The organism is Streptococcus sp. E24BD, assembly GCF_041807825.1.
Taxonomy (GTDB): Bacteria; Bacillota; Bacilli; order Lactobacillales; family Streptococcaceae; genus Streptococcus; species Streptococcus entericus.
Genome location: NZ_JBGTZB010000027.1, coordinates 1 through 20,778, shown reverse-complemented (window position 1 = coordinate 20,778; position 20,778 = coordinate 1). Strand labels below are relative to the sequence as shown.

Sequence of the window (20,778 nt, the reverse complement as noted above, 5' to 3'; positions counted from 1 at the left end):
TCAAATTAAACAAAAAGCTTGACCATATGAGGATTTTTAGATATGATATAGGGTGTTGGGGTATCTTGCCCACAAAATATTTGGAGGATTTAGCACAATGGCTAATAAACAAGATTTGATCGCAAAAGTTGCAGAAGCAACTTCATTGACAAAGAAAGACTCAGCAGCAGCAGTTGATGCAGTATTTGCAGCAGTAACTGATTACCTCGCCGCTGGTGAAAAATTGCAATTGATCGGTTTTGGTAACTTTGAAGTTCGTGAGCGTGCTGCCCGTACAGGTCGCAACCCTCAAACTGGTAAAGAAATTACTATCGCAGCTTCTAAAGTACCTGCTTTCAAAGCTGGTAAAGCTCTTAAAGACGCTGTTAACAAATAAGCAGTATCTCAAACAGCCCTTATCCACTAAGGATAAGGCTGTTTTTTTGCTGTTAACCAGCATTTTTAGTTGATTTATCACATTTTTTGATATAATAGCTCTATGAGAGAAAAGATTTTTCGTGACCCTGTTCATAATGATATCGTTATCACTGAGCGGGTCATCTATGAGTTGATCAATACAAAGGAATTTCAACGTTTACGTCGCATCAAACAGTTGGGGACAACAGGCTATACCTTTCACGGAGGTGAACATAGCCGTTTTTCCCATTGTTTAGGGGTCTATGACATTACACGTCGTATAGTACAACGATTTAACACGACGTACCCTCATATCTGGAAGAGTGAGGACAGCCTCCTTGCCATGACCGCAGCCCTGCTCCACGATATTGGGCACGGGGCTTATTCCCATACTTTTGAGCGCTTGTTTGATACGGACCATGAGCAGGTTACTCGGCAAATCATTACCAGTCCTGAAACAGACATTCACCAGGTGCTTTGTAAAGTGTCTCTTGATTTTCCAGAAAAAGTCGCTTCGGTTATCGGTCATACCTACCCTAATAAACAGGTTGAGGAATTGATTTCGAGCCAGATTGATGCTGATCGCATGGATTATTTACTGAGAGATTCCTACTTTACAGGTGTTAGCTATGGGCAGTTTGATCTGACTCGCATCCTTAGTATTATTCAGCCCTTGGAAAACGGCATCGCCTTTGCTCATAGTGGTCTTCATGCGGTGGAAGATTACCTGATTAGGCGCTATCAGATGTACATGCAGGTCTATTTTCACCCTGCCAGCCGTGCGATGGAAGTTCTCCTTCAAAATTTATTCAAGCGAGCCAAGGTGCTCTACCCTGAACATAAAGACTATTTTCGGATGACCTCACCCAATCTCATTCCATTCTTTGAGAGACGGTACGACCTTAACGATTACCTCCGCTTGGATGATGGGGTGATGAATGCTTATTTTCAACTGTGGATGACGAGCTCTGATAAGATATTAGCCGATTTGGCCAGCCGATTCATCAATCGCAAGGTCTTTAAGTCCGTTACTTTTGATGAAGAACACAAAGATCGTCTAGATGACTTACGAGAATGCCTTACTGCTGTTGGCTTTGATGCTGACTATTACAGTGCTGTGCACTACAACTTTGATTTGCCTTACGACATCTACCGTCCGACCGCGAAAAAACCTCGAACGGCGATTAGTATTATTGAGAAAAATGGGGCAATAGCAGAGCTGTCGACCTTGTCACCCTTGGTGTCTAGCTTAACGGGCTCAACACACGGCGATCGCCGATTCTATTTTCCAAAAGAGATGCTCAACACAGGTGATTTATTTAACCTTGATAAACAAGCCTTTCAACAGCAAATAAAAAACGGTCATTTCAATCCCAAAGACCGTTGACCACTGAGACTTTTGTGGTATAATAGAAAAGATGGTTATATTTTAATGTTCGCGGTAAACGCCTTACTCTAATCACTTTTTTGGTGCTGAGGCTTTAGTGCAACCCAACCGTTAACTGAACATTTTCCTTATTACTACAAAATCCTAGAAAGAGCCAAAAGTCATCTCATGAAAAAAACGTCCTTGTCTGAAATTTTTTATTTCATTTTAAGTATCGTCCTCATCGGTCTATTTGTCTTGATTTATCTTTTCCATCATCAAAAGCAAGCCCAGGCAGAATCCAGTCGTCCCAAAACGGTTCAAACTTCCAAAGCAGCATCTAAAAAAATTCCTAAAACAGATGCAGCCTTGGACGATTGGGTAAAGCGCCTCGAAGCACTTGAAAAAACGCCTAAGGCTGATCTGTTTGAGAAGTTGAAGGAAGATTATCAAACTCTGGAAGATAGTGAGAAGAAGACCGTCCTGGCTCAACGGTTAACAGAGCTAGAAGCTGAGATTACTCGTATTTCTGAGGCTGAGGAAGCAGTTGTTTTAGCTGAAACTTACGGTTATCAGTCTTACATTGCGGAAGCTCGTGCTCTGGTTGGTACGATAAAAACAGTAAGCAAGAAGGAAGAATTACAAGCAAGACTGAATGTTTTGTATGTTCCTCCGGTTCAGTCGGAGACGATAGCTGAAACGGCTACCGTCCCAATTCAGCCAGAACCAAGAACTGAGGCGGTCATTGTTCCCACTCAGCCAGTGGCACCGGCGGTTGAATCACCAACCAGTTCAGTTCAATCCACTGGGGCTCAAAGCAATGAAACGGCGACTTCAGAATAAGAGATAAAACTTTTGCCCAACAAGTGATTGCTGGGTGAGGTTAGGGCTTTCTCACCACAGTAAAAAACACTCCATGTTGCTAGTTTACTAGATGCAACAGGAGTGTTTTTTGAGCTTTGTTTTAAGGGGTAACTGTTAAGTTTTTTATTGTCAGATAAACTAAATCTCGTATCCCAACAAAATGCCGCCTTCTTCTGCATAAAAACTGCAGAGACCGCTGGTTGGAATAGACTGGATGGTTGCGTTAGGGAACTTTGCTGTCAGTCCTTCTGTGATTTGTTCACAAATTTTGTCGTTATTACGGTGGGAAATCATAACTCTGCCACCTTTGTAGCCAGCTTTAACCATTTCCTCAATAACTGCTGTAACAGCTTTCTTTTGCCCGCGAGCTTTTTGGAGCAATTCCAAGGTCCCTTCGTCGCTGGCTTGACCGACCATGCGGATATTGAGCAAACCCACGACTGTTCCAACGAGTTTGCTCAAGCGCCCGTTTTTAACGAGATTATCAACTTTAGCAAGAGCAAAAGCCAGTTTGGTGCTACGGTGATAGGTTTTTAGTTCAGCTACAACGTCTTCAAAACCAAGACCGCTTGCAATCAAGTCGTTTAGCTTTAGGGCTAGCAGATCTTGCTCACCACCAGCCGATAAGGAATCAAAAATGTGAACCTGTGCCTCTGGGTGCTCTTCAAGGTACATCTCCGAACCTAGGCGAGCACTGTTATTGCTTCCAGACAAGGTTCCTGTGATAGTAATAATGATGGCTTTGCTGGCCCCCTCAAGCGCTTGACGGTAAGCCTCAGGGCTAGGGCAGGCTGATTTTGAAGCTGTTGGTGTGGCATACATCAATGCCATCATCTGATCAGTATCAAGCCCAGCATCATCCACAAAAATTTGCTCACCAACCTGGATGGTCAGCGGAACATTGACAAATTGGACTCCTGTCGCTAAATTTGGCAATTCTCTAAAGTTACATCCTGAATCAACAATGATTTTCCATGTCATCACTTTTCCTCCAACTGTTCATAACTTGACAAATGTTGTCGTCTTTACTACAATTATACCATAAGAGAGAGCGGTTTTCAGGCTTAGAAAATCGGCTGTCACACAAAGAAAGAAACTGTCATGCCTGAAAAAATTCTGTCCCAAAATTCCTTGAATAATCTCAAGCAAGCAAATTTAGAGGCCAAGCAAGTCACCAGAGAAGCACTGGAGACGGCTTTATTGTGCTTATTGGAGAAAAAACCGATTGCACAAATCACCGTCTCAGAGCTCGTTGTTAGGGCGGGTGTGTCGCGCAATGCCTTCTACCGCCATTACAAGAATAAAGAGGAGATTTTTTCAAAGCTGCTTTCCAGAACCCTGCATGGGATTTTTCGGGGGCTGAGTCAGTTTGATCTTAAAACACAGGTTGTTCAAGCCTGGTCTTATCTACTCAATGAAGCCAAGAGCCATGTCCAGATTTTTCACTTAGCCTTCCAGCAGCAGTTTCAACAGTTGCTGACTAGTGCAGTTGCCAAACGCTTCAGAGCCTACCAACGCCTGTGTCGGAAAAAGTGTTCCAGTTACACCACATCATTTTTCAGCAATGCCATTATCGCGATGCTGGGTAAATGGATTGCTGATGGCATGGTTGTTTCAGTTGAAGAAATGGCTAATATGGGACTACCTCTTTTGCCACAATAAGAAAAATCAGCTCTTTGGCTGATTTTTTCTTATATTGATTGATAAAGTCGACGAAGTAGGAAACCTCCTGCCAAAGCATGAATAAAATATCCCACCCTAATAGAACTGAAACTGTAATAGCGAAAGAGTGCCAAGTAGTCTAATGGCGTGACATTAAGCAAGTCACCAAATGTAACGACCCAAAGCAAGAGAATAACAAAGACAATCGAGGCGACTAGAAGCAGAAAGCGCCGTTTCAGGTAGTCAGCTAAGGCCAAAAGTACGAGGAAAGCCACAAAGACATACCAATAGCGCAGGGCTAGCTCCCAGCCAGCAAAAACTCTGTCGCGTTCTTCCTCGCCGAAAGGACCACCTAAGGTTAGAAAGTCATAAACCTGCAACCAAGGGAGAAGGAAGCTCAGTAGGTAACAGAGGAGAGGGAAATGAGCCTTTGTCATCATATTTTCCTTTCTTAATAAACGGCAAAAAATGACTCTAACCACAGGATAAAGTTGTCCATCGGAACCACCTCCTACGACTCGTTGTATTCGCTTTCGCTTTATCGAATTTTCTTTTTTTGTAAAGCAAAAGCGATAAACGTTTATCAGGTTTATCGCCATCTCCAATCAGTGATTTAATAACCTTTTTTTAGTGCCCAGCGGTCAATGGCTTGGGCCACACCAGCCTCATCGTTTGTTCCAGTCACATATTTTGCCAGCGCCTTAACATGGTCTGGGCTATTGCCCATGGCGACACTGTAGCCGGCATAACTAAGCATTTCGAGGTCGTTGTTGGCATCGCCTAAGGCCATAACTTCTTCGGGAGCATAGCCGAGCTTGTCAGCTAGTTTGGCTAGGGCAGTTGCCTTGGTTGCTCCTTTAGGCATGGTTTCAAAGATATAGTGTTGACTACGAACGGTGCTAAATCGTTCTGACAAGACAGCTTCGTAAGTTTCTTGGAAAGGATCTAAATCAGCTGCCTCACCAACAATCATAGCTTCAAAGTAGGTCACATCCTTGCTCAGCAATTCCTCCAAACTAACACAAACTGGCTCTGTAAACACCAAGCCAGCATCCCAAGTGATAATCGGTAAGGGCTCGTCTGCTACGACGTAATAGTTATCCGTATCAAAGGCAGTCAATTGAACTCCTGGAACGTCCTGCTGAAGACGATAGAGGTAGGTTAGCTCCTCAGGAGTTAAATGAAAGTCATCAACCAGTTCCCAGTCTTGTCGTTTATGGGTGGAACAGCCGTTGTTGACAATGACATAGTCGTCTGGAGAAACGTCAAGCTGTTCAAAGAAAGGCTTAACCCCAACCAAAGGGCGTCCTGTACAGATAACGACCTTGATGCCAGCTTCGGTTGCCTCTTTTAGTGCTCGGATGTTTTCTTGTGGCAGTTGCTTTTGGCTATCGAGCAAGGTGCCATCCATGTCAATAGCAATCAGTTTAACAGTCATATCAATCTCCTTTATACTATGTCATCAGTTGAGGGGGTGTCAACGTAGTAAGACGAGCTGTCGGCTTGCCATTTGGATTTTGGCAGATGCCAACCTCGTTTATAACCAAGCATCCGTAAGGTCACAATTAATACCGCTAAAAGGTAGTAACCGAAGTCGTTGTTAACAACTCTGAAATGAATCAAGATAGCAGCTAAAATTGACCAGCCAGCATAGACCTCAGCTTGCAATACGGCTGGTTTACGTCCAGCTAACATATCGCGGATAATACCGCCTCCTGCTCCTGTTAAAACAGCCGCCACGATAACCGCACTCAATGACCACCCTTGATTTTGGGCATGCAAGGCGCCTTTTATCGAAAACGCTGCTAGACCAATCGCATCTGCAACTACATCTGCCCGCTTCCAATGCTTGTCGACCAGATGAGGCAGGAAAAAAAGAAGCAGGATCACGATCATGGCAATGTGAAATTCGACATCCTGCCCCCAGAGCGTAGACATTGGCAAACCGATGAGCAAGTTTCTGACAGCACCTCCCCCAAAAGCTGTAACAAATCCGAGAATAAACACGCCAAGAATATCAAATTCTTCTTCCATAGCCACGATAGCCCCTGAGATGGCAAAAGCTACCGTCCCGATAATGTTTAAGATGCCCCAAACGTCCATAGACTCTCCTTGTCTTCGTTTTCTCTAGTTTACCATGAAACTACTGAAAACGCTACATTGAAATCAGTTTTTTCGAAACTATCGCCAAATAGTTAAAAAGCCGTCCCTGCATTTCAGACAAGTTAACAGAGAGACGGCTTTTAAGATGAACAAAACGACCTAGTCAATCCTGAACTTAGTGCCTTTTAAGGTGCGGTTGAGGGTCATTTTCCAGGCTGTTCCTGTAACGGTAATTTGCTTATCCTCCAAATTAACCTGAACAGCATCGACAGTTTTCAACGCCAGCAGTTTTTCGGTGACGGTATTGACACAGCCTTGGCATTTGAGACCTGAGATGGGATATGTTTTTTCCATAATTTCCTCCTTGTGTCTGTATTAGCAGACTATCTTTTGAATGATCAGTATTAACAGTTTAGGTAAGGTTGTGTCTTAACTAGCTTGTCGCCTGAGCCGTAGTGTATTTGTCAGAACAGATACCGAGCTCAAGCTCATGGCAAGACCTGCCAGCATTGGATTAAGAAGCGGTCCACCAAAGAAGTGGAGCACGCCCATCGCTACTGGAATGGCTAAGATATTATAAATAAAGGCTAGAAAGAGATTTTGTTTGATGGCTCGCAGGGTCAAACGACTGATGGCAAAGACTTTGAGCAAGCCCGCTAAATCAGCGGTCATCAAGACGATATCTGCTGCTTCAATGGCAATATCTGCCCCAGCTCCGATGGCGATACCGACATCGGCTAGGGTTAAAGCAGGGGCATCATTGATTCCATCGCCCACCATAGCAACCCGTCGCCCTTTTGCTTGTAAACTGGCCACAACACTGGCTTTATCCTGAGGTAGCACCTGACTAATGACATCCGTTATGCCCAGTTTTTTGGCAATAGCTGACGCTGTTTTCTCGTGGTCACCGGTCAGCATGACAACAGCGTAGCCTGCGGATTGGAGTTGCTTGACGGTGGATAAGGCTTCTGGACGGATGGGATCTGCGACTGTTAGTAATCCCCACAAGATTCCGTCAACTGCTAGAAAAATCGGTGTTTGCCCTGCTTCAGTTGCCTGCGATAGGTCATTTAAGGCTGCTGTTATCGCGACCCCTCTTTCCGTCATCAATCGCTCATTTCCCAACAATATCTCCTGCTCTGCGATTTTACCAGATAACCCATAGCCTGATAGGGTCTCTAACTCATCTACTGGTAATAGGTCAAGCCCCTGAGTCTCTGCTTCAGCAAGTACTGCCTGGCTCAAGGGGTGCTGGGAGAGTCTCTCTAAAGATGCAGCCAGTTGTAAGATTTCTTCCTGAGTGTTATGATAGGTCCTAGTCGCCATGAGGTGAGGGCTGCCGAGGGTCAGAGTTCCTGTCTTGTCGAACACAATCGTGTCGACCTGATGAGCTAGTTCCAGCATGTCCCCTCGTTTGTAGAGGACGCCCTGCTCTGCTGCCAGTCCTGTGCCTACCATGATAGCGGTCGGGGTGGCCAATCCCAGAGCACAAGGACAGGCGATGACCAGAACCGCAAGGGCGGTTGTTAGGGCAAAAGCAAAAGATTGCCCCATCACAACCCACCAAAAGAAACCAGTCAGCACGGCAAGGAGCATCACCACTGGAACAAAGAGACGTGACACTTGGTCAGCCAGTTTAGCAATGGGAGGCTTGCTGCTTTGCGCTTCCTCCACTAAGGTAATAATCTGTGAGAGGAGGGTCCCAGAACCGATTTTTTCTGCTCGGTAGCGTAGACTGCCTTGTCCATTGACACTACCTGCATAAACAGGAGAACCGATTATCTTTTCAACAGGCAAGGATTCGCCGGTCAGCAGGCTTTCATCAATACTTGATTGTCCCCAGATGACTTGACCGTCGACGGCTACTTTTTCCCCAGCGGTTAATTCAAGCTCGTCCCCGATAACAATCTCTTCAATAGGAAGCCGATAAGCCTTACCGTTGCGAGTGACTGTTGCTTCCTTAGCAGATAACCGAAGAAGCTTTTTCAAGGCTTGGGAGGTTCGTCCTTTGGACAAGGTTTCAAGGTATTTGCCAAAGGTCATCAGTGTCAAAATAACCGCAACTGACTCAAAATAGAGGTGGTGCACATGGTGCACATGCCCCAGCAAGACATGATAAGCGTTGTAAAAACTGTAAATGAGCGCGGATAAGGTCGCCACCGCTACCAAGCTATCCATGTTAGGATGACCTGTCCTCAATGCCCTAAATCCTCGTTTAAAAAACAAGCGTGACACCCAGACAACAGGCAAGGTCAGGATGACATTGACCGCTAGATAAGCCAGAGGTGCCCGATTAGGTGCTAAAGCAGTTGGAACAGGCAAACCAATCATGCTACCCATGGTCAGATAAAACAGTGGCAGAGTGAAGAGGCTAGACCAAAACAGACGCTGTTTTAATTCGCTTAACTCGAGGTCTTCTCGCGCATCCTGAGAAAGACTGAGCTTGTCATCGTAAACCTGCCCTTGATAGCCAGCTTCAGCAATGGTCGCTAAAATCTTTTCTTCAGTTAAGCTGGTGTCTCGCGTGACCGTCAATTTTTCTGTTGCTAGATTGACCGTCGCTTCACTCACTCCTGCTAGCTTAGAGACCGCCTCTTCGATGGTTCCAGCACAGGATGTGCAGGTCATGCCAGAAATTAAAAATGTTTGTTTAACCATGTTGTACCTCCTTTTCGCAAGTGCATTGACTAGGCAGGCAGTTACATGGGACGATGTCAACCACCTGCTCTTTTTTGGAGCATAGCAGATCCTCAACCGCTGCTATATCGCTTGCTGTCATGGGCAAATCTGTTAAGATCGATAGGAACAGAGGCAAATGCTTACGTTGGCAGATTTTGTCAAATGCTTGACGCACCTCCTCCTGATAGCTCGCCTCCTCTGCCAAAATGGGAGAATAGATATAATGGCGTCCGTGACGCTCCGTCTGTAGAGCTCCCTTATCCACCAAACGTCCCAATAACGTCTTGATGGTTGAAGGGGACCAGTTGAATTTATCTTGCAGGCTAGTGATGATGGCTGAGCTAGGTAAAGCCCCCTGAGCCCAGACCACACGCATGACCTGCCATTCAGATGCTGAAAGTGACATAAGGAACTCCTTTTTGTTTACGTTTGTAGATATATTTTAGCATAAGCGAAAGACGCTGTCAAATAAAAATTTACAAATGTAGATATATCTATCGGTAAAAAAAATAAAAATAGACGACCCTGAGTTGGTCATCAGAATCGTCTGTTTTTATTTTTCAGTGAATTAGAAGTCTGCGACGTTGTGATAAACCTTTTGCACATCGTCATCGTTTTCCAGAGCATCAATCAATTTCTCAAAAGTCGCTAAATCCTCATCGGATAGAGTTACTTCGCTTTGAGGAATCATCTCAAGCTCAGTCACTTGAAATTCGCTAATACCTGCTGTACGAAGGGCCTCCAGACCCTTATGAAGGTCAGTTGGAGCAGTGTAGACAGTAATCATACCATCCTCAGCTTCGACATCATCAACTTCCACATCAGCCTCTAACAGCGTTTCGAAGATGCTGTCTGCATCATCACCGTTAAAGACGATGACCCCCTTCTTATCAAACATGAACGACACAGAGCCTGCTGCTCCCATGTTCCCGCCATTTTTACCGAAGGCTGTCCGGACATTAGCAGCCGTCCGATTCACATTGCTGGTCAAGGTATCCACGATAATCATTGATCCATTTGGACCAAAGCCTTCATAACGCCCTTCAACGAAAGTCTCATCAGTCTTACCTTTGGCCTTGTCAATCGCACGGTCGATGATGTGTTTAGGTACTTGGGCCTGCTTAGCTCGCTCGAGCACAAACCGAAGCGCTGCATTACTCTCCGGGTCTGGCTCTCCCTTTTTCGCGGCAACATAGATTTCAACACCAAACTTGGCATAAACTTTTGAGTTAGCGCCGTCTTTGGCTGTCTTTTTAGCGACAATGTTCATCCACTTACGTCCCATGGTAAGTCTCCTTTTATCTTTTTTGGAAAATAGCAGAGCTGTCCATCAGCTGACTACTTTAATTGCTCTACCATTATAGCACACAATGTCCTCTTGGTAAAATGCTTTTGTAAACTCTTGACTAAAAAATGATCATCTAAGCAAATACAAAAACCTACCCTCAGAGTAAGTTTTTGTGTTTATTTTACTGACCACTAGCACTGGAGCTGGCTTCTGGTTGTGTTTGGCTCACAGTTGGAAGAGTGTCTGTTGTTGTCTCGGTGGTCGTTTGGGTCGATGTTGATGAGACGTCTGTCGATGAACTAGATGAGGAACTACTTGAGCTGTAGTTAAACCATTGTTGCTGTGGGTAGTAACCATCTTTGTAGAGGAAACCACCGCTACGGTAGATGCCGCTAGGCATTTCCCAATCAGCTCCCGAATAATCATCTAGGTAGGTCATCATGGCACGGTACACCCGTTGGGCAATTCGCAAATCATTGCCGTAAAGAGGCGTTAATCTGTTTTTGTAACCTGTCCAGACAGCCATTGAGTAACGTGGGGTATAGCCGACAAACATCTCATCGGGAGCCATCAAGCCAACGCTGTCAGGTGTGACACCATACTCACCTTCAATAATCGCATACTCTTCGTCAGTGTAGTTTGATGTCCCAGACTTACCTGCCTGAACGAGCCCTGGGATGTAAGCCGTTGTCCCTGTTCCGCCTGTGTAGAGTACTGTTTTTAGCATGTCTGTCATCATGTAAGCCGTCACTTCTGACATTGCTCTCGTTTCTTCTGGGGTGTAGTCGATAACGCGACCATCACTAAATTCGATTTTATTGACATACTGGGGTTTGATGTAGGTGCCTCCGTTGGCAAAGGCAGCATAAGCTGCAGCCATGTTTTCACTACTTGCGCCGTATTGCTCGTCAACGACAGAAGTATTACTTGAAATGGCATTTGAATAATACAGCTCAGGGTAGTTGATGCCGATTTGACTGAGGAAGGTTTTGGCACGCTCAAGTCCGACAGCTTCTAAGGTTCGAACAGCAGGCACATTTCGTGACATCTGGATAGCACGTTGAACAGGCATCCAGCCATAGTGCAATTTGTCCCAGTTGTTGAGCTCGGTTGTGGTACCTGGCCAATTATAAACAGAGTCGTTTAGCTGATGAGCAGTTGTATGGTAAATATCGTACTCAAAAGCTGGTGCGTAGTCCGTAATTGGTTTCATGGTTGACCCCCAGTCGCGGTCAGTCATGACCGCTTGGTTAGTACCAAACGATGTGTTCGGGTCTTGGAGGCGGCTACCTAACTGGGCGATGACCTTACCATTTGTAACATCCATAAGGGTTGAGGCAACTTGGAAGTCGTTGTCTGGGAAATAGACGTATTCGTCAGTATTGTAGATATCCCACAAGTGTTGTTGAATCGCCTGATCGACGTTAGTATGAACTTTTAATCCTGAAGTAAAAATATCACTGCCAGTTTTTTCTTGCACCTCCTCAATAACTTGCTTTAGGTAGTTATCGAGATATGGCGCATAGCTTGGTCGATCAGACAAGGGGAGTAGCCCATCTGCTATAGGGGTTGCAACTGCTTGGTCGTATTCCTCCTGGGTGATGTGCTCGTAGCGAAGCATTTGTCCCAAAACGATGTTGCGACGTTCTTGTGCAGCTTCAGGGTTGACATAAGGGTTGTATTGGCTCGGTGCTTGGGGAATACCAGCCAATAAGGCAACCTGCGCGGTGGTCAAGTCTTTTAAGTCTTTGCCAAAATAAGCTTTGGAAGCCGTCAGCATTCCATAGTTACCGTTACCCATGAAAACCTTATTGACATAAAAGGTCAAAATCTCTTGTTTGGTGTACTGTTTTTCCATCTGAAGAGATAGCCAGACTTCCTGGATTTTACGCTTTATGGTCTGGTCAGAGCTTTCGGTTGAGAAATAAGCTAACTTAATCAACTGCTGATCGAGCGTTGACCCCCCTTGCAAACTATCGTTGTTAAGGTTATGCCAGATAGAGCCTAAAATACGGTAAACATCGACACCGCGATGCTTGAAGAAACGATGATCTTCGATGGCAGTCACCGCATTGACCAAGTTTAAGGGGATATTATCCGCAGTAACACTTTCACGCTTTTCAGCACCCAAGTCAGCAATCAACTGCCCTTGGTTATCAAACACCAGACTGGAAGAAGTAACTTGTAAGTGTTCCTCGTCTAGTTTAGGTGCGGTACTGGCATAGTAAGCAAAGACTAGACTGCCCAGTATAGTACCTAGAATTGTCAATATCAGACCGATACCCGCGAGATATTTTAAAGATTTTATAAGTGTCGGTTTAATAGTCATCACCGCCTAACAAATTTTTTTCTATAATGTCCAAATAGGGAATTTGAGGAAAGGCACCTTGCTCTATGGGATAGCCATGTTTTTTGATATAATCAAGGGGCATTGACTTTTGTCCCTTAACCTCTGTATAAAAGGCAATCAAACTCTTGGCAGGTAAGAGGAAGGTTTGCTGGCTTATTGAAAAATGAAGAAGGACAAAGCAGATGCCCTGCTGCTCAAGAACATGAGCCATGTGGTCAATCTGGTGTTGATGAAAGTTTTTGAGAGGAAAACTGTTCTTTTGCCTTGTTTCCTTGGCCTCAAAATCAATGTAGTACCCTCGATAGACACCGGAGTAGTCGGTTGTTGATGCATGCCTAAAATAAGCCTCCACAATCTTAGCTCGGCTACGGCGTGGGTAATCAACCTTGACAATCTGAACAGGCGTCGGTTTTTTATGAATAACAGCAAGACCTCTTGACAAATAATAGTCATTTGTGGCGTTGATTGCTGTTTCAAAGGACATGCCTCGATTGGCAAAATCAGTAACCTGGGTCTCCGTTTTGTTACTAATGAGGCGCCGGTTGAGTTTATTTGGGTAATTAACCATGAGCCTCCTCTTTCCTAAATTAGCTTTTGGACAATATAAAGCACTCTTATTATACCATAAAAATAAAAAGGAGAAAAATATATGACTGCATTTCTTGTTGTGGGCTACAAAACCATGGACCTAAACATTTTTTCGGACAAGGATCCTAAGGTCAACATCATCAAAAAAGCGATAAAAAAAGACTTGATTCAGCTCTTTGAAGATGGTGTGAATTGGCTGATTTTTCAAGGGAATTTAGGGTTTGAAAGCTGGTGTTTAGAGGTGGCTTTAGAGCTGAAACAAGAGTACGATGTGCAGTTGGCTTGCATTTTTTCTTTTGCCGATCACGGGCAATCTTGGTCAGAGAGCAATCAGATGATTTTAGCTAAATTTCGGCAGCTAGATTATGTTAACCATAGCTTTGCTAGCTATAGTCAGCCGAGCCAGCTTAGTCAACACCAAGATTTCCTCCTTAACAACAGCCAAGGGGTCTATCTGTTTTACGATTCAGAACATGAGACCAAGCTCCGCTATTTTGTTAAAGTAGTAAAAGAACGAGCAGGCTATGACATCAAACAGCTCGATTTTGAGCGCTTAAATGAACTTGCCCAAGAGGAGTCCTAAAAAATCCAGTGTTTTCCCTTGCTTTTTATGGGTAAATCCTGTAACATATAAACTGAGCTTTTAGCGATAAACAATAGTGTGGAGAGAGTAAATGGCAAGAATTATTTATAGTCCTAAGGATATTTTTGAGCAAGAGTTCAAAGTCACCATGCGGGGGTTTGATAAGGCCGAAGTTGATGAATTTTTAGACAATGTTATTAATGATTACGAGCTATTTTTAGCTGAAATTGACAGTTTGAAGAAAGAAAATACCCGCCTCAAGGCAAAATTAAAAGAGGTAATGGATCAACAAGAGGCTAATACTGCGCCTTACACACCACCATTAGTAACACCTGACCACCCTATGTACAGTGAACCTGAGACATTTACGCCAACTTCTGCCAGCAACTTTGATATTTTAAAACGCATTAGCCGTCTGGAAAGAGAAGTTTTTGGAAAACAAATCCAAGAATAGGCTCATGCTGTGCAATTTTTGGATAATCGCGTAGCAGAGATTGCTATGAGGAAAGTCCATGCTAGCACTGGCTGTGATGCCAGTAGTGTTTGTGCTAGACGAACCAATAAGTCTAGGGACGCAGCTTGCTGCGTTACGGCGGTTAAACAGGCTAAGTCCTCTAGGATATGCCTCAGTAGACCTGAAAAGTGCCACAGTGACGCAGTTTTCATGGAAACGTGAAAAATGGAACGCGGTAAACCCCTCAAGCTAGCAACCCAAATTTTGGTCGGGGCATGGGATGGCTGGAAACGAACGGACCATCTCAACTGTTGCTCAGCAACAGGAGACAGATGATTATACAGAGGAAGAATAACCTAGTTCTCCCTTGGACAAAACATGGCTTATAGAAAATTGCATAATAGGTAGGCTAGCGTTTGCTAGCTTTTGTTTTAGAAAGATGATGCTAATAATAGCAGGTAAATAAGTGTCTCACAGTTTTTTCTGTTTAATCGTCATTCAGAAAGGAAAATCATGAAACAGAACTTTAATTTAGTGGCAACAGCAGCTGCTGGACTAGAGGCCGTAGTAGGGAAAGAAATCAGGGCTCTAGGACTAGATTGTCAAGTGGAAAATGGTAAGGTAAAATTTCAAGGAAGCGTTCGCGACATTGCTCTAACCAACCTGTGGTTGCGAGCTGCTGACCGCATCAAGATTATCGTCGGAGAATTTCCCGCCAAAACCTTTGAAGAGCTCTTTCAGGGCGTCTTTGCCTTAGACTGGGAAAATTACCTGCCTCTGGGCTGTGCCTTTCCTGTCAGCAAGGCTAAATGCGTTAAGAGCCAGCTACATAACGAACCCAGTGTTCAGGCCATCACTAAAAAAGCCATTGTCAAAAAACTGCAGAAACACTACCATCGCCCTGAGGGTGTTCCGCTGATGGAGAATGGTCCAGAATTCAAGATTGAAATTTCCCTCTTGAAAGACCGCGCAACAGTGATGATTGATACCACAGGTTCTAGCCTCTTCAAACGTGGCTATCGGACTGAAAAAGGAGGAGCTCCAATCAAGGAAAACATGGCAGCAGCTATCATGATGCTGACAAACTGGTTTCCTGACAAACCGCTCGTTGACATCACCTGTGGATCGGGCACCTTTTGTATAGAGGCGGCAATGATTGGTTGCAATATTGCCCCAGGCTTTAACCGTGATTTTGCCTTCGAAGCCTGGCCTTGGGTTGATAAAACTATAGTGGCTGAGGTTCGGGCTGACGCCGATAGCAGAGCAAACTATGAGGCGCCGCTGGATATCTCAGGTTTCGATATTGACCAGCGTATGGTGGAGATTGCCAAGAAAAATGCCGCAGAAGCTGGGTTAGGTCATGTGATTACCTTCAAGCAGATGCGGTTGCAGGACTTCCGCACGGATAAAATCAATGGCGTAATCGTGTCAAACCCGCCTTATGGGGAGCGGTTGTTAGATGACAAAGCCATTCAGATTTTGTATAATGAAATGGGGCAAACCCTAGCACCACTCAAAACATGGAGTAAATTCATCCTAACCAGTGATGAACATTTTGAAAAGAGCTATGGCCAAACGGCTGACAAAAAGCGTAAACTCTACAACGGCACTCTCCGAGTAGATCTCTATCAGTTTTATGGTGAGCGTGTCAAAAGAGCAGATAACATCAGGAGGTCAAAAAACGATGTCTAAAGAAAATACCCCAAACCAACCTCTAAATGAACAAAATCTTGATTTTGAACAGGCAAGAGAGATGACTGTTGAAGAAGCCGTCCAAAAAGAAGCCGATTTGGCTGCTGGTGTGACAGCCGAGGACAGTGTCCTAGATAAGTACATCAAAAAAAATCGCGACAAAATTGGTGAGCAAAAATTTGCGAACAAGGATAACATGAAGAACTTGTCTGACATGGATACCTCGTCTCTTGATAATTTTATCGAAAAACAGCGTCAGGAACTGGAAACACAGGTGGGCTCTGAGGAAGTAGCCGCTTCAAAACAACCAGAAGGCTTTGATCAGATTATTGCGCCTGTGGCACCTGTGACTGACGATCTTAGTAAGGTTGCTGAGATTGAAACCTTTTACGGAGATGATTTTACAGCAACGCCTCATCGACCAAAACGTAAAGGATGGATTATCGGCAGCTTAGCTGCGCTTTTCCTGGGAATTATCGGTTTGGCTTATGGGCTTAACCAGTTCAATAAGCAGGCGACTACAAACATGTCGTCTAGCCAAACATCAACCAGCAAAAGTAGTTCTACAGCAACATCTTCTGCTAAGCCAGCAGACGTTAAGGCTTTTGACGACCTTTACAAAACATTTTTTGCCGATGACGCTCTTACAAAACCTAAAAACAGCGAGTTTGACAATATCACTGCTTTAGAGGATGCCTTGAAAACCTTGGAGGGAACGAGTGACTACGAGGCGGCCAAGGCAAAAGTTGACAGCTTGAAAAAAGCTATTACAGCGATTACCCCTGTGAACGAGCAGTTTGAAACGCCAGCTATTGTGAATGGTGAGAAAGTTGAAGCTAAAGTAAAAGAAGGAGCAAGCTTTGACCACTTGACCGCATCCGTTTTAAATACAGGAAAAGCTAATCTTGATACGCTCTTGCAAGGCGTTATCACTGAAGCAAAAGGCTTGGCGAACTCTGGCACAACTCCGAGCACCACTGCCCAACAAGACAAGTCAACAACTCCTGACACAGCAATTCCAGATGTTAGTGATGCAAAAGCAAGCAAGTCGAGCGAACCAACTGTACCGCTTCAGCGAGAGCTCAGCCGTGTACCATACAACCAAGCAGTGATTGCTGATTCATCAAATCCTGCATGGGCATTTAACGATGGTGTGCTAGAAGAGATTCTCCGCGTCTCTCGTGAACGTGGCTACTTTACAGGGGATAATTATATCCTTGAACCTGTAAATATTATCAATGGCAATGGTTACTACAACCTCTTCAAATCAGACGGGACCTACCTCTTCTCTATCAATGCTAAGACAGGGTACTTCGTCGGAAATGGTGCAGGACATGCAGATGCTCTGGATTATTAGGGATTAAATAGTTTGAAAATAAAAACTCCCACCTGTATCAATTTTTTCAGATACAGGTGGGAATTTTATTTAGCTGATGTTCTTATTCATAAAAGATTAGATGCTTTAGAGATGGTTTTGGCAGTTAGCTATTCAGCAATGGACGGTGAGCGAGTCTTTATCAGTAATACTCCTGAATGGAAGACTTGGGTTCTGGACGTTGTCAGATCATGTGTCTTCTAAACTCTCTTTCAAAAAGTCATGTTGATGCTGTTTTTCTGCTGGGCGTCACGCCACACAGTAAGACAATAATTTACAGATACTTACTGGTTTCTTTAATGCTCAGTTTTGCCAATTGTTCTTGCTGGTCATTGATAAACTGTCTAACCCAATCGGGATTGGGTTTTGAGAAATCGCGTAATGCCCAACCAATGGTTTTATTGATAAAAAATTCTTCACTGCCTAAGTTATTCTGAATAATTGTTGCCAATTAATGTTGTATTGGTTTTTTCTTTACGCAAGAGTTGATGATCAATCGCTAGCCTACGTAACCACATATTGTCTGAAAGACTCCAATCAAGCAATGTTTTTTCGACTTCGGGATAGCGCAAAGCAATTGCACCTACAATGATATCCAAGCCATCAATCGTATCCCACCACGATTTATCGATAGCAAGATGCTTGATGTTCTCGACATCTGTGGGAGTGAGTTGGTGCTTCATCGTTGTCAGATAATCCATTGCGACATATTGCAATTCACGATAGGGAGACTGTCAGCAAGCCTTTATAAAATTCCAATCAACAGTCTGGTTTTTAGCGGTTTTGAAAAAGGATTGCTGTATCTTTTTTCGCTCAGGTGCAGGAACTCCCAGATACAAAAACTGATCACGCATATAGGCGCTCATTTTTTCAGCTTTCTTGGTGTCAGCAAGTTGTTTTAGTTCAGAATAGAGTTGGTTGAACACTGAGGAATTCTCCTTTTGGCAGTAAAAGTCAGGCTAACCAAGTGACGTCCAACGAATGACAGCATTTAAGCTTATCGTCCTGCTCTAGTTTGTGACAGGTTGTCGTTCAAAGGCATCGCTTGAAATGCCTTGCTCCAAAATCAATTTTGCCCATTCTTTAGCAGAATGAAGGCTATGGTCTTTGTAGTTGCCACAGGACTCGATCGTGGTGCCTGGGACGTCTTCCCAAGTTATCTGCTCTGCTATTTCTCTCAAACTATCGGTAATCACACGAGCAATCTCTTCAGCAGTCGGTTGCCCCCACATGATCATGTGGAAACCGGTTCGACAACCAAAAGGCGAGCAGTCAATCATACCATCAACTCGCTGGCGGATGAGTTTAGCCAGCAGGTGTTCAATCGTATGCAAACCTGCCGTGTCCATGGCATTGTGGTTGGGTTGAATGAGGCGGATATCAAAGTTGGTGATGACATCACCTTTTGGACCATATTCTTCCGAAATTAGGCGGACATAAGGCGCTTTTACGATGGTGTGGTCAAGTTCAAAGCTTTCTACAGTAACGTTTTTGGTCATGGTATTCTCCTTAGTTTTAGTGTTCTTCTATGATACCATATTTTGTCAGCGGTTTACATTTTTAGATTGAGAATTTTCAAGTTTTGTGCTATACTGGTAAATGGTTTCAGTAATGAAATCTAATTTTATGTTGAGGTGAAATAATGGAGACAATTATACCTGCCATTGTTGCTTCCCTCATCGGATTTGTGATTGGCTATGTTTTAATCAACGCCCGACTGAAGTCGGCTAAAGAAAAGGCAGAGCTAACTCTTTTGAATGCTGAGCAAGAAGCCGTAAATTTGCGTGGTCAAGCAGAACGTGATGCAGACCATATCAGACAAACAGCTGAGCGCGAAGGCAAGGCCAAGACCAAGGAACTCTTGATTGAGGCTAAAGAAGAGGCTAGACGATACCGTGAAGAAATTGTAGAAGAATTCAAATCAGACCGCCAAGAGTTGAAACAAATGGAAGCTCGATTGACCGATCGTGCTGTCACTCTTGACCGCAAAGACGAGAATCTTTCCAGTAAAGAACAGGCTTTAGATGCCAAAGAGCAGAGCCTGTCAGATCGTTCTAGACATATTGATGAGCGTGAGCAAAAAATTGGTGAATTAGAGGCGCAAAAAGCCCAAGAACTTGAAAAAATTGCTAATTTAACACAGGATGAAGCAAAAAGCATCATTTTAGCGGATACCGAAGCTGGATTGACCCATGACATTGCCACTCGTATTCGAGAGGCTGAGCGTGAGGTACGTGATCGCGCAGACAAAACAGCCAAAGAATTGCTAGCGCAGGCGATGCAGCGCTTGGCTGGGGAGTTCGTGACGGAGCAGACCATCACAACGGTTCATCTGCCAGATGATAACATGAAAGGACGGATTATCGGTCGTGAGGGACGTAACATCAGAACGTTAGAGAGCTTGACGGGGATTGACATCATTATCGATGACACTCCTGAAGTCGTTGTCCTCTCTGGTTTTGACCCCATTCGTCGTGAGATTGCTCGGATTACACTGGAACAGCTGATTAAGGACGGTCGCATTCACCCAGCTCGTATTGAGGAGTTGGTAGAAAAAAATCGTCAGGAACTCGATAACCGTATCCGCGAATATGGTGAGGCAGCTGCTTATGAGACTGGAGCCCCTAACCTGCACCCTGATTTGATTAAGATTATGGGACGCTTGCATTTCCGTACCTCTTATGGGCAAAATGTCCTCCGTCATTCGATTGAGGTTGGTAAACTAGCAGGAATTCTCGCCAGCGAAATGGGTGAAAATGTCGCCCTTGCACGTCGTGCAGGCTTTTTGCATGATATGGGCAAAGCCATTGACCGTGAGGTGGAAGGTAGCCACGTGGAAATCGGTACAGAATTTGCTCGCAAATACAAGGAGCATCCTGTGGTTGTTAACACGATCGCCAGTCACCACGGCGATGTTGAACCCGAGAGTGTCATTGCTGTGCTTGTTGCTGCAGCGGATGCCCTCAGCTCAGCCCGACCAGGTGCTCGCAATGAGTCTATCGAAAACTACATCAAGCGCCTCCGTGACTTGGAAGAGATTGCTTCTAGCTTTGATGGGGTACAGACAAGCTTCGCCCTTCAAGCAGGGCGTGAGATTCGGATTATGGTGCAGCCAAAGAAAGTATCTGATGATCAGGTAACGATTCTTGCCCACAAGGTTCGTCGCAAGATTGAGGACAATCTCGATTACCCAGGCAATATCAAAGTGACGGTTATTCGTGAATTGCGCGCCATTGATTACGCTAAATAGTCAAAAAAAGGCTCTTTGTCAACTGTAGTGGGTTGACCCACTTAACACCGAGAGAGGACAGTTCTTGTCTTCTCTCGTTTTATGTTTATGGCAATGAAAATGCGAGTTTTGTCTTTTCAAAGTTTCTG

Annotated in this window: 20 protein-coding genes, 1 other RNA gene and 1 pseudogene; 10 read left to right on the top strand and 12 right to left on the bottom strand. The window is 44.4% G+C overall.

Annotated features, from left to right (window positions below):
• Positions 1–97: 97 nt before the first annotated feature.
• The 3 genes from ACERC5_RS07395 to ACERC5_RS07385 all read left to right on the top strand — a co-directional run bounded on the left by ACERC5_RS07395 (position 98) and on the right by ACERC5_RS07385 (position 2,605).
• Positions 98–376, top strand: a complete 279-nt coding sequence (locus tag ACERC5_RS07395) for an HU family DNA-binding protein (RefSeq protein WP_018368746.1) — start codon at positions 98–100, stop codon at positions 374–376.
• A 102-nt stretch (positions 377–478) separates the two neighbouring features.
• A complete protein-coding gene (locus tag ACERC5_RS07390) occupies positions 479–1,783 on the top strand; it encodes an HD domain-containing protein (RefSeq protein WP_373659232.1) in 1,305 nt (434 codons plus the stop codon).
• A gap of 168 nt (positions 1,784–1,951) precedes the next feature.
• Entirely contained in the window at positions 1,952–2,605 is a 654-nt protein-coding gene (locus ACERC5_RS07385) for a hypothetical protein (protein WP_373659231.1), read from the top strand.
• Positions 2,606–2,764: 159 nt separating this feature from the next.
• Here the strand turns inward: ACERC5_RS07385 and ACERC5_RS07380 are convergent, their stop codons facing one another.
• Positions 2,765–3,607 carry a DegV family protein gene (locus ACERC5_RS07380; protein ID WP_373659230.1) on the bottom strand — a complete coding sequence of 281 codons (843 nt, stop codon included), beginning with the start codon at positions 3,605–3,607 and terminating at the stop codon, positions 2,765–2,767.
• Positions 3,608–3,727: 120 nt separating this feature from the next.
• On the opposite strand from ACERC5_RS07380, the gene ACERC5_RS07375 reads away from it, so the two are divergent.
• Positions 3,728–4,288, top strand: a complete 561-nt coding sequence (locus ACERC5_RS07375; RefSeq protein WP_373659229.1) for a TetR/AcrR family transcriptional regulator — start codon at positions 3,728–3,730, stop codon at positions 4,286–4,288.
• A 29-nt stretch (positions 4,289–4,317) separates the two neighbouring features.
• Here the strand turns inward: ACERC5_RS07375 and ACERC5_RS07370 are convergent, their stop codons facing one another.
• From ACERC5_RS07370 to recU, 9 genes are all read right to left on the bottom strand, one after another.
• Positions 4,318–4,725 (bottom strand): hypothetical protein, encoded by a 408-nt coding sequence (locus tag ACERC5_RS07370; RefSeq protein ID WP_373659228.1) that lies wholly within the window; start codon positions 4,723–4,725, stop codon positions 4,318–4,320.
• A gap of 176 nt (positions 4,726–4,901) precedes the next feature.
• Complete coding sequence (locus ACERC5_RS07365; RefSeq protein WP_373659227.1) at positions 4,902–5,726, bottom strand: Cof-type HAD-IIB family hydrolase; 825 nt, start codon at positions 5,724–5,726, stop codon at positions 4,902–4,904.
• An 11-nt stretch (positions 5,727–5,737) separates the two neighbouring features.
• Entirely contained in the window at positions 5,738–6,391 is a 654-nt protein-coding gene (locus ACERC5_RS07360; RefSeq protein ID WP_373659226.1) for a trimeric intracellular cation channel family protein, read from the bottom strand.
• Positions 6,392–6,550: 159 nt separating this feature from the next.
• The gene (locus tag ACERC5_RS07355) at positions 6,551–6,745 is read right to left on the bottom strand and encodes a heavy-metal-associated domain-containing protein (RefSeq protein ID WP_373659225.1); all 195 of its coding nucleotides are present in this window, start codon (positions 6,743–6,745) and stop codon (positions 6,551–6,553) included.
• A gap of 75 nt (positions 6,746–6,820) precedes the next feature.
• Entirely contained in the window at positions 6,821–9,049 is a 2,229-nt protein-coding gene (locus tag ACERC5_RS07350) for a heavy metal translocating P-type ATPase (RefSeq protein ID WP_373659224.1), read from the bottom strand.
• The gene (locus ACERC5_RS07345) at positions 9,042–9,476 is read right to left on the bottom strand and encodes a CopY/TcrY family copper transport repressor (protein WP_373659223.1); all 435 of its coding nucleotides are present in this window, start codon (positions 9,474–9,476) and stop codon (positions 9,042–9,044) included. Before ACERC5_RS07345 ends, ACERC5_RS07350 begins: the two co-directional genes overlap by 8 nt.
• Positions 9,477–9,638: 162 nt before the next feature.
• The gene (locus ACERC5_RS07340; protein ID WP_373659222.1) at positions 9,639–10,355 is read right to left on the bottom strand and encodes a YebC/PmpR family DNA-binding transcriptional regulator; all 717 of its coding nucleotides are present in this window, start codon (positions 10,353–10,355) and stop codon (positions 9,639–9,641) included.
• A 184-nt stretch (positions 10,356–10,539) separates the two neighbouring features.
• Positions 10,540–12,690 carry a penicillin-binding protein PBP1A gene (pbp1a, locus tag ACERC5_RS07335; RefSeq protein WP_373659221.1) on the bottom strand — a complete coding sequence of 717 codons (2,151 nt, stop codon included), beginning with the start codon at positions 12,688–12,690 and terminating at the stop codon, positions 10,540–10,542.
• Positions 12,677–13,276: a Holliday junction resolvase RecU gene (recU, locus tag ACERC5_RS07330; protein ID WP_373659220.1), complete on the bottom strand. Its 600-nt coding sequence runs from the start codon at positions 13,274–13,276 to the stop codon at positions 12,677–12,679. Before recU ends, pbp1a begins: the two co-directional genes overlap by 14 nt.
• Before the next feature lie 81 nt (positions 13,277–13,357).
• Between recU and ACERC5_RS07325 the strand changes: the two genes are divergently transcribed.
• The 5 genes from ACERC5_RS07325 to ACERC5_RS07305 all read left to right on the top strand — a co-directional run bounded on the left by ACERC5_RS07325 (position 13,358) and on the right by ACERC5_RS07305 (position 17,382).
• Entirely contained in the window at positions 13,358–13,879 is a 522-nt protein-coding gene (locus ACERC5_RS07325; RefSeq protein WP_373659219.1) for an SLOG family protein, read from the top strand.
• A 91-nt stretch (positions 13,880–13,970) separates the two neighbouring features.
• Positions 13,971–14,333 carry a cell division regulator GpsB gene (gene gpsB, locus ACERC5_RS07320; RefSeq protein ID WP_373659218.1) on the top strand — a complete coding sequence of 121 codons (363 nt, stop codon included), beginning with the start codon at positions 13,971–13,973 and terminating at the stop codon, positions 14,331–14,333.
• A gap of 14 nt (positions 14,334–14,347) precedes the next feature.
• An RNA gene (gene rnpB / locus ACERC5_RS07315) (RNase P RNA component class B) lies at positions 14,348–14,724 on the top strand.
• Positions 14,725–14,846: 122 nt separating this feature from the next.
• The gene (locus tag ACERC5_RS07310; protein WP_373659217.1) at positions 14,847–16,025 is read left to right on the top strand and encodes a class I SAM-dependent RNA methyltransferase; all 1,179 of its coding nucleotides are present in this window, start codon (positions 14,847–14,849) and stop codon (positions 16,023–16,025) included.
• A complete protein-coding gene (locus ACERC5_RS07305) occupies positions 16,018–17,382 on the top strand; it encodes a cell division site-positioning protein MapZ family protein (RefSeq protein ID WP_373659216.1) in 1,365 nt (454 codons plus the stop codon). Before ACERC5_RS07310 ends, ACERC5_RS07305 begins: the two co-directional genes overlap by 8 nt.
• A gap of 292 nt (positions 17,383–17,674) precedes the next feature.
• On the opposite strand, the pseudogene ACERC5_RS07300 reads toward ACERC5_RS07305, so the two are convergent.
• Both ACERC5_RS07300 and ACERC5_RS07295 read right to left on the bottom strand, forming a co-directional pair.
• A pseudogene (locus ACERC5_RS07300) lies at positions 17,675–18,266 on the bottom strand (DNA alkylation repair protein).
• 144 nt (positions 18,267–18,410) lie between these two features.
• Positions 18,411–18,899, bottom strand: a complete 489-nt coding sequence (locus ACERC5_RS07295; protein WP_373659215.1) for an S-ribosylhomocysteine lyase — start codon at positions 18,897–18,899, stop codon at positions 18,411–18,413.
• A 143-nt stretch (positions 18,900–19,042) separates the two neighbouring features.
• On the opposite strand from ACERC5_RS07295, the gene ACERC5_RS07290 reads away from it, so the two are divergent.
• Positions 19,043–20,650, top strand: a complete 1,608-nt coding sequence (locus tag ACERC5_RS07290; RefSeq protein ID WP_373660514.1) for a ribonuclease Y — start codon at positions 19,043–19,045, stop codon at positions 20,648–20,650.
• Positions 20,651–20,778: the final 128 nt, after the last annotated feature.